Consider the following 6,802-nt stretch of genomic DNA (forward strand, 5'->3'; position numbering starts at 1 on the left):
ACATCCCTTACGCTTTATGTTGTCGGAGGACACCGTTATGCGCCGTCTGTTACTCATCTCTTCGCTCGTGCTGTGCTTGCCCGTTGGTTCGGCCTTGGCCGATGTTGACGCAAAAGATGTTGCCACGTCGGCGGGTGTCTCCGCTTCGCTGTATTCGACGTTCAAGGATGACAAAATGATGATCCCCGCCCGGGATGACGCTTCCAGTTTCGTTGCCAGTGGCGGCACGATTCGCGGCGTGTATCTGGAGTCGGTAATGCAGGATATTCGTCAGAAAAATCCTGGGTTGACGGCGAGCGACGCAGAACTGGCTCAGGCCATTCTTGCTCAGTAAATGGCCTGGCCGTGATTTACGACAGCACACCCAACACCAACGCCGGCTGCTCGATCTTCTCGAACAGCCGGTTTTTTTGCGCTGCCGGTGAACGGTTTCACCCGTGGAGCGCGTAGAGAATGTGAGACAAGCAGAACCTACAGGATTAGCGATTCTGGCTTTGGTCCGTGTTGATTGTGGTGAGCCGTAACTCGCCGTCGGGATCTGTGGCCGTGCTGACCGATGCGTAATCGGCGAGCGTCGCATGCGTGGTTTCGAGGGGGTGGGCATGGGTCGAGGTGATGATGACAAGGTCTGCACCCGAGGCTTCAGCTGCCTGAATGCCGACGGTCGCATCCTCGAAAATCAGGCAGTCCGTTATCTCGACGCCGAGTCGCTGCGCTGCGAGTTTGTAGCCTGCGGGATCGGGTTTGCCGGCACTGACGCCTTCGGCCGTAATCATCACGGCTGGCTCGGGAATGCCCGCTGCAGCCATACGGCGTAACGCCAGCAATCTCGGCGCAGAGGTCACGATAGCCCACTTGTCCGCCGGCAACGACCGCAGAAACGCTGCCGCACTCGCCACCTCGACGATGCCCTCTACGTCTTCAATTTCTGCTTCGGTGACCCAGGCCGCTTCCGCCTCGGCATCCACTCCGGGCAGTCCCAGTCGGGTGATCGTGTCGACAGCCCGCGCACCATGGATAGTCGGCAGGAATGACTCGACGTCAACGCCATGGCGCACAGCCCAGGTAGTCCAGATGCGCTCGGCGGCAGCAATCGAGTTGAGCACGGTGCCGTCCATGTCAAACAGGAACGCGCGATAGGGCTTATTGAAAACGGATGCATTCGCTGACAAGAAAAAACTTCCTTTCGCTAGAGGCGGAAACACTTGGCCAGCAATGTAGCATCAGCGAGACTCTATGACCGCACCACTCGAAGTGTTTTGGCGGACCGGTTCCGAGCAGAAGGCCGCTTCCACGGTATCCAGCAACTGCCCCATCGCCCACGGCTTTTTGATGAACTTGACGTCGTGCCGCACTCCGGACGTTTCCGGGGTTTCGTAGCCAGACATGATCATGATCGGCTTGTCCGGCCAGCGGTCGCCGAAGTGGTTGGCGAGGTCCGCACCATTCTTTGCACCCGGCATAGTGATATCGGTGAGCAACAGACGAACCTTGTCTGCATGCTCTTCCAGATAAACGCATGCCTCATCCGCACTGACCTTGGATTCAACTTTGAAGCCTTCGTCCAGAAGAATTTCGACCAGAAACTCCAGGATCAACGGGTCATCTTCAACTACAAGAATCAATCCCTCAGGTCGGTTATTGCCCGCCTTGGATTCTGGACACATACGCTGCCACTCCCTGATAACTCGAATAATGTTGCGGGCTCAAATCCGCTGCTTATGAGGTATGAGCAGCGCGCTCCGCGGAAATTCACTTTTGATACAAGCAACTGATAAAAAGTGACGTTTAACACCTCAAGAGAGGTGCAGCGACAGCTTTGCGGGGTCACGCCGGCGCAATTTTGGGTAAAATGCCACCCCCTTGAATTGCCGACGCTGCCCAATGAACTCTGACGCCCTCTCCACCCTCCACGATCATTTGCTCAAGGCATTGGCAGACGCACCGGATGAAACGCGCCGGCTCTTCCATGGCCGCGGCCGTTGCTGGCCGGGGCTGGAGCAGGTCACGGTGGACTGGCTGCAAGGCGTGGTGCTGGTGTCACTGTTTAAAGAGCCGGAGGCGGCACAACTGGCAGCGCTGAAGCAGTTGCTGATGGCGGCTGCTGCCTCACCTGAATGGCAACAATCCGCTGCGCACACCCTGGCGTTGCAACATCGCTACCTGCTGCAGAGCACCACCGAATGGCTGCTCGGGGACGTCATCGATGACATGACCATCATCGAGGGCGGCCTGCGATATCGCGTCGACCTGGGCAAAAAGCAGAACACCGGGCTGTTCCTCGATATGCGTTACGGTCGCGACTGGGTGCGCGCCAATGCACAAGGCAAAAGGGTGTTGAATCTGTTTGCCTACACCTGCGGATTTTCCGTTGCGGCCATTGAGGGTGGCGCCGAGCATGTGGTCAATCTGGACATGTCGAGTCCGGCACTCAACCGCGGTCGTGATAACCATCGCCTGAACAGCCATGATTTGAGCAAGGTGACCTTTCTCGGCCACGACCTGTTCAAGTCGTGGGGCAAGGTGATCGGCAAGGGGCCGTATGATCTGGTGATCATCGATCCACCGTCCTTTCAGAAAGGCAGTTTCCTGCTGACCAAGGACTACCAGCGTGTGTTGCGCCGCTTGCCCGAGTTGCTCGGCCCGCAGGGCACGGTGCTGGCCTGCATGAACGACCCGGCACTCGGTGCCGATTTCCTTATTGAAGGTGTGATGCGAGAAGCGCCGGGGTTGCGTTTTGAGCAGCGACTGGAGAATCCACCGGAGTTTCCTGACGCGGATCCAGAGTGTGGGTTAAAAGCGCTGGTGTTCAACTTGGGAGATTCAGCCCTCGTCCGAAGGTGAGTGCGGCCTGCAGATGAATCGCCGGGTCTTGGGTTTCAGATTCCAGCAGCAACTCGGACGTCACCACCTGCGCACCGCAGTAGTCAAAAATCCCGTGATCGATCTGGGTTTTCATGGCGTCGGCATAGCCGTGCCGAGCGTAGGTGCCCGCGTCTGCACCACCGACTCCGAACAGGTGAACGCGCAAATGCCGCAGCTTTTTTTCCAGCTTGGCATCGGCGCTGAAATCGAACGCCCAGCCATTGGCGAACACGCGGTCGATCCAGCCCTTGAGCAGCGCCGGCATCGACCACCAATACACCGGAAACACCAGCACCAGGTCATCGGCGCGGTCGATTCGTGCCTGTTCGGCGAGCACATCGGCCGGCGCTGGCGCCTCCTGATGATGCACCGCCAGGTCCGCCGCGCTGAACCTTGGGTCAAACCCTTCAGCCGAGAGATCGGCCATCTCCACGGTGGCATCGGTTTGCGTCAGACCCAGGGCAATATGGGCCGCCAGGCTGTGGGTGAGCGAGCGGGGATCATGGTGAGCGACAACGATTAGCGTGCGCATGCTGAAACTCCTGATTGAGCGTCCGGGACGACAACTATATACTTTCGGTAAGTTAACGCCGTTAAATTACTTATGGTACATAGCGATGTCAATCACTGACACAAGCCGATCGCTGGCTGCGCCCGCTCCACGACGACGCCTGTCACGAGAAGCCCGTGGGCGGCAACTGCTCGATGTCGCCTGGCAACTCGTCCGCGAAGAAGGCACCGATGCGCTGACCCTGGGTCGTCTGGCGGAGCAGGCCGGCATCACCAAACCGGTGGTTTACGACCACTTCACGACACGGTCCGGACTGTTGGCGGCGCTGTATCAGGACTTCGACGCTCGGCAGACGCTGCTGATGGATGAGGCGCTGGCGCAGTGCGAGCCGACGTTGGTCGGTACTGCGAGGCTGATCGCTGCGTGTTATGTCGACTGTGTGCTGCTGCAAGGCAACGAGATTTCCGGCGTGATCGCCGCGCTGGCCGGTTCGCCGGAGCTTGCGAAAATCAAGCGCGAGTACGAAGCGATTTTCCTCGGCAAGTGCCGCAACCACCTCGCCCCGTTCGCAGGATCCGGTGAAATCCGTCCTGCCGGACTGCGCGCGATGCTCGGCGCCGCGGAAGCGTTATCCCATGCTGCTGCGAAGGGAGAAATCAACGGGGCAGATGCTCAGCAAGAGTTGTTTGAAATCATTGTGGGGATGGTTGAAAGAAACTCAAACATTGTCCCGTAGCAAGCTTGCTCCTACACGAATGCTGTCGCCTTAACCAATCCCGTTGCCAAGCCGCTGCCGCACAAATTCATTCGCTCGATGCGTCATCTGATCCAGATGCCGGTCGCGCTGTTTTTCCGCATCGAGCATGGCCCGCTTGCCGTGCTTTTGCAGCAGGTAGGTGTGGATCTGTCGCACTTCCAGCGAGCTATAGATCGACGCCACATCCAGCATGCCCATCAAGCCGTCGCTGGCATGATCGCGGGTGTTCATCAGCACCTGCGTCCCGCGCACGCCCGTCACCTGAAAACCCGTCGCTTCAAAATACGGCACCTTGGCCACCGCACAGCTCAGCTCCGCATGCGGGTAACGGCCGACCATCTCGCGCAGCATTCGCCGGGCTATGCTCTGTCGACGATGACCCGCGTGCACCGCCATATACGCCACACCGCACGCATCGGGATCGTCCTGCATCGGCAGGTACAGCAGGAAACCGAGGACCTTTTCCGGGTCGTCGTCATCCGACGCCACCAGCAGCTCCACCGCAATGCCTTTCGTCCCGTTCAATGCCTCCAGATACAGATGCACCTCGAAGCCGATCGCGTACTGATAGACGTTGTACAACAGGTTGCTCGGCGGGATCGCGACCATGCTGATGTCGCTGAGGTTATCGACCACCAGTTGCAGGATCTGGCTATTAATGGGCTCAGGGCACGGAATTTTGTAGTGGGTAATCTGGGGCATGAGGCTCTCTGAAACACTGTCGACAATTTACAAAGCTACGCTGATCCCGGTAGCAGCTGGCGAAGCCTGCGTAACGATCCCGCGAATACGGCGCGCCTATCATAACGTGCACAAACGGCTCGTCTAAAAGTAAACGCTGCCATTAATGAATTCACCTCATCACTTCATGCAGTTTCACGCCCTTAATAGAAACCCTCAATCTTTCTACTATGGACTGAATAGCCAGCCGCCCGCCGGGCGATTCATGAGCCCGACGCATAACTCTATAGCTCAATACCGCAAAAACATTCTGCGAGCGCACGGGTCACTCTTTTGATGAGGACTGGCAACGCCCCGAAAATCTAGAGGAATCGAACCAATGGACGACCGTGACCTGATGTCGATCTCCCGGCGCAAATTTTTGATTGTCGGCGCAGTGACGGCAGCTGCCGTGGCGCTGCCACCTTTCATTTCCGCGCGTGCGTCTGCCGCCAACGCAGCGCGCCCGATCAAGGAAAAAGTCTCGTTCGAGGTGAACGGAAAACAGCAATCACTGGACGTCGACACACGCACCACGCTGCTCGATGCGTTGCGCGAAAACCTGCAACTGACCGGCACCAAAAAAGGTTGCGACCACGGCCAGTGCGGCGCTTGCACGGTAATCGTTGATGGCCGGCGCCTCAATTCCTGCCTGACCCTGGCGGTGATGCACGAAGGCTCGAAAGTCACCACCATCGAAGGGCTCGGCTCGCCAGACAAACTGCACCCGATGCAGGCAGCGTTCATCAAACACGACGGCTACCAGTGCGGCTATTGCACGCCGGGGCAGATCTGTTCGGCGGTCGCCGTGCTCGGAGAAATCCGCGACGGCATTCCCAGCCACGTCAGCCCCACCCTCACTGACCAGCCGCAGCTGATTGCCAGCGAATTTCAAGAACGCATGAGCGGCAACATCTGCCGCTGCGGTGCTTACTCCAACATCATCGATGCGATCAGCGAAGTCGCGGAGGTCAGCGTATGAGGCCCTTCAGTTATCTACGCGCCAAATCCCCGGCCGAAGCCGCTGCGCTGGCGGCCCAAGTCGAAGGTGCGCGCTTCATTGCCGGCGGCACCAACCTTTTGGACTTGATGAAGCTCGACATCGAAACGCCAACCCATCTGATCGACGTCAATGGCCTGGCCCTCGACCGCATCGAAGCCACGCCCGAGGGCGGCCTGAAAATCGGCGCGCTGGTGCGCAACACTGACCTCGCCGCCGACGCCCGCGTGCGCAAGGACTACGCCTTGCTCTCCCGCGCCCTGCTCGCCGGCGCCTCGGGTCAATTACGCAACCGCGCCACCACGGCGGGCAATCTGTTGCAACGCACCCGTTGCCCGTATTTTTACGACACGAACCAGCCGTGCAATAAACGCGTGCCCGGCAGCGGCTGTTCGGCGATTGGCGGATTCAGTCGGCCATTGGGCATTCTCGGCGTCAGCGACGCGTGCATCGCCACTCACCCAAGCGATATGGCGGTGGCCATGCGTGCCCTCGATGCGCAAGTCGAAACCGTGCGCCCCGACGGCACCACGCGCACTATTGCGATTGCCGATTTTCATCGTCTGCCGGGCAACACGCCCAACATCGAAACCGCACTGGCGGTGAACGAACTGATCACCGCAGTCACCCTGCCGCCACCGCTGGGCGGCACCCACATTTATCAGAAGGTCCGCGATCGAGCGTCTTACGCCTTTGCCCTGATTTCGGTGGGCGCCGTGATTCAACGCGACGGCTCCGGTCGCGTCGCTCTCGGCGGTGTTGCGCACAAACCGTGGCGAGTGGAAGCAGCTGAAGCGGCAATGTCCAAGGGCGCCATGGCGGTGTCCGAACAATTGCTCGCCGGCGCTAAAACCACCGAACAAAACGCATTCAAACTGACCCTGGTCGAGCGCACGCTCGCTTCGGTGATAGCACAAGCGAGGGTTCAGGCATGAAATTCGACACGCCC

Annotated in this window: 9 protein-coding genes; 5 read left to right on the forward strand and 4 right to left on the reverse strand. The window is 59.0% G+C overall.

The features are described from left to right. Positions 1–37 precede the first annotated feature (37 nt). A complete protein-coding gene (locus DU29_RS0119015) occupies positions 38–334 on the forward strand; it encodes a DUF2388 domain-containing protein (RefSeq protein WP_028623104.1) in 297 nt (98 codons plus the stop codon). Between the two features lie 145 nt (positions 335–479). On the opposite strand, the gene DU29_RS0119020 is transcribed toward DU29_RS0119015, so the two are convergent. After that, on the reverse strand, positions 480–1,172 hold the full coding sequence (locus DU29_RS0119020) for an HAD-IA family hydrolase (protein ID WP_028623105.1): 693 nt from the start codon (positions 1,170–1,172) through the stop codon (positions 480–482). Between the two features lie 51 nt (positions 1,173–1,223). Further along, positions 1,224–1,667 (reverse strand): response regulator, encoded by a 444-nt coding sequence (locus DU29_RS0119025; RefSeq protein ID WP_028623106.1) that lies wholly within the window; start codon positions 1,665–1,667, stop codon positions 1,224–1,226. A 217-nt stretch (positions 1,668–1,884) separates the two neighbouring features. Between DU29_RS0119025 and DU29_RS0119030 the strand changes: the two genes are divergently transcribed. After that, positions 1,885–2,844 carry a class I SAM-dependent methyltransferase gene (locus DU29_RS0119030; RefSeq protein WP_028623107.1) on the forward strand — a complete coding sequence of 320 codons (960 nt, stop codon included), beginning with the start codon at positions 1,885–1,887 and terminating at the stop codon, positions 2,842–2,844. Here DU29_RS0119030 and DU29_RS0119035 read toward each other — a convergent pair. Beyond that, complete coding sequence (locus DU29_RS0119035) at positions 2,810–3,397, reverse strand: NAD(P)H-dependent oxidoreductase (protein WP_028623108.1); 588 nt, start codon at positions 3,395–3,397, stop codon at positions 2,810–2,812. The two genes, DU29_RS0119030 and DU29_RS0119035, sit on opposite strands and share 35 nt — an antisense overlap. 85 nt (positions 3,398–3,482) lie before the next feature. On the opposite strand from DU29_RS0119035, the gene DU29_RS0119040 reads away from it, so the two are divergent. Further along, entirely contained in the window at positions 3,483–4,112 is a 630-nt protein-coding gene (locus tag DU29_RS0119040) for a TetR/AcrR family transcriptional regulator (RefSeq protein WP_028623109.1), read from the forward strand. Between the two features lie 30 nt (positions 4,113–4,142). Here the strand turns inward: DU29_RS0119040 and DU29_RS0119045 are convergent, their stop codons facing one another. Next, positions 4,143–4,835, reverse strand: a complete 693-nt coding sequence (locus DU29_RS0119045; protein ID WP_028623110.1) for a GNAT family N-acetyltransferase — start codon at positions 4,833–4,835, stop codon at positions 4,143–4,145. Between the two features lie 376 nt (positions 4,836–5,211). Here DU29_RS0119045 and paoA point away from each other — a divergent pair, with 376 nt between their 5' ends. Together paoA and DU29_RS0119055 are read left to right on the forward strand one after the other, a co-directional pair. Next, a complete protein-coding gene (gene paoA / locus DU29_RS0119050) occupies positions 5,212–5,835 on the forward strand; it encodes an aldehyde dehydrogenase iron-sulfur subunit PaoA (protein ID WP_028623111.1) in 624 nt (207 codons plus the stop codon). Further along, positions 5,832–6,788 (forward strand): FAD binding domain-containing protein, encoded by a 957-nt coding sequence (locus DU29_RS0119055; RefSeq protein WP_028623112.1) that lies wholly within the window; start codon positions 5,832–5,834, stop codon positions 6,786–6,788. The genes paoA and DU29_RS0119055 overlap by 4 nt, the downstream gene beginning before the upstream one ends. Positions 6,789–6,802 lie beyond the last annotated feature (14 nt).

The organism is Pseudomonas sp. Ant30-3 (assembly GCF_000690905.1).
In the GTDB taxonomy this organism is placed as follows: domain Bacteria; phylum Pseudomonadota; class Gammaproteobacteria; order Pseudomonadales; family Pseudomonadaceae; genus Aquipseudomonas.

Bases quoted from the DNA above. Each gene is read 5' to 3' on its own strand.
- DU29_RS0119045 (WP_028623110.1), bottom strand. From the start codon at position 4,835: ATGCCCCAGATTACCCACTACAAAATTCCGTGCCCTGAGCCCATTAAT.
- DU29_RS0119015 (WP_028623104.1), top strand. From the start codon at position 38: ATGCGCCGTCTGTTACTCATCTCTTCGCTCGTGCTGTGCTTGCCCGTT.
- DU29_RS0119025 (WP_028623106.1), bottom strand. From the start codon at position 1,667: ATGTGTCCAGAATCCAAGGCGGGCAATAACCGACCTGAGGGATTGATT.
- DU29_RS0119030 (WP_028623107.1), top strand. From the start codon at position 1,885: ATGAACTCTGACGCCCTCTCCACCCTCCACGATCATTTGCTCAAGGCA.
- DU29_RS0119035 (WP_028623108.1), bottom strand. From the start codon at position 3,397: ATGCGCACGCTAATCGTTGTCGCTCACCATGATCCCCGCTCGCTCACC.
- DU29_RS0119055 (WP_028623112.1), top strand. From the start codon at position 5,832: ATGAGGCCCTTCAGTTATCTACGCGCCAAATCCCCGGCCGAAGCCGCT.
- DU29_RS0119040 (WP_028623109.1), top strand. From the start codon at position 3,483: ATGTCAATCACTGACACAAGCCGATCGCTGGCTGCGCCCGCTCCACGA.
- paoA (WP_028623111.1), top strand. From the start codon at position 5,212: ATGTCGATCTCCCGGCGCAAATTTTTGATTGTCGGCGCAGTGACGGCA.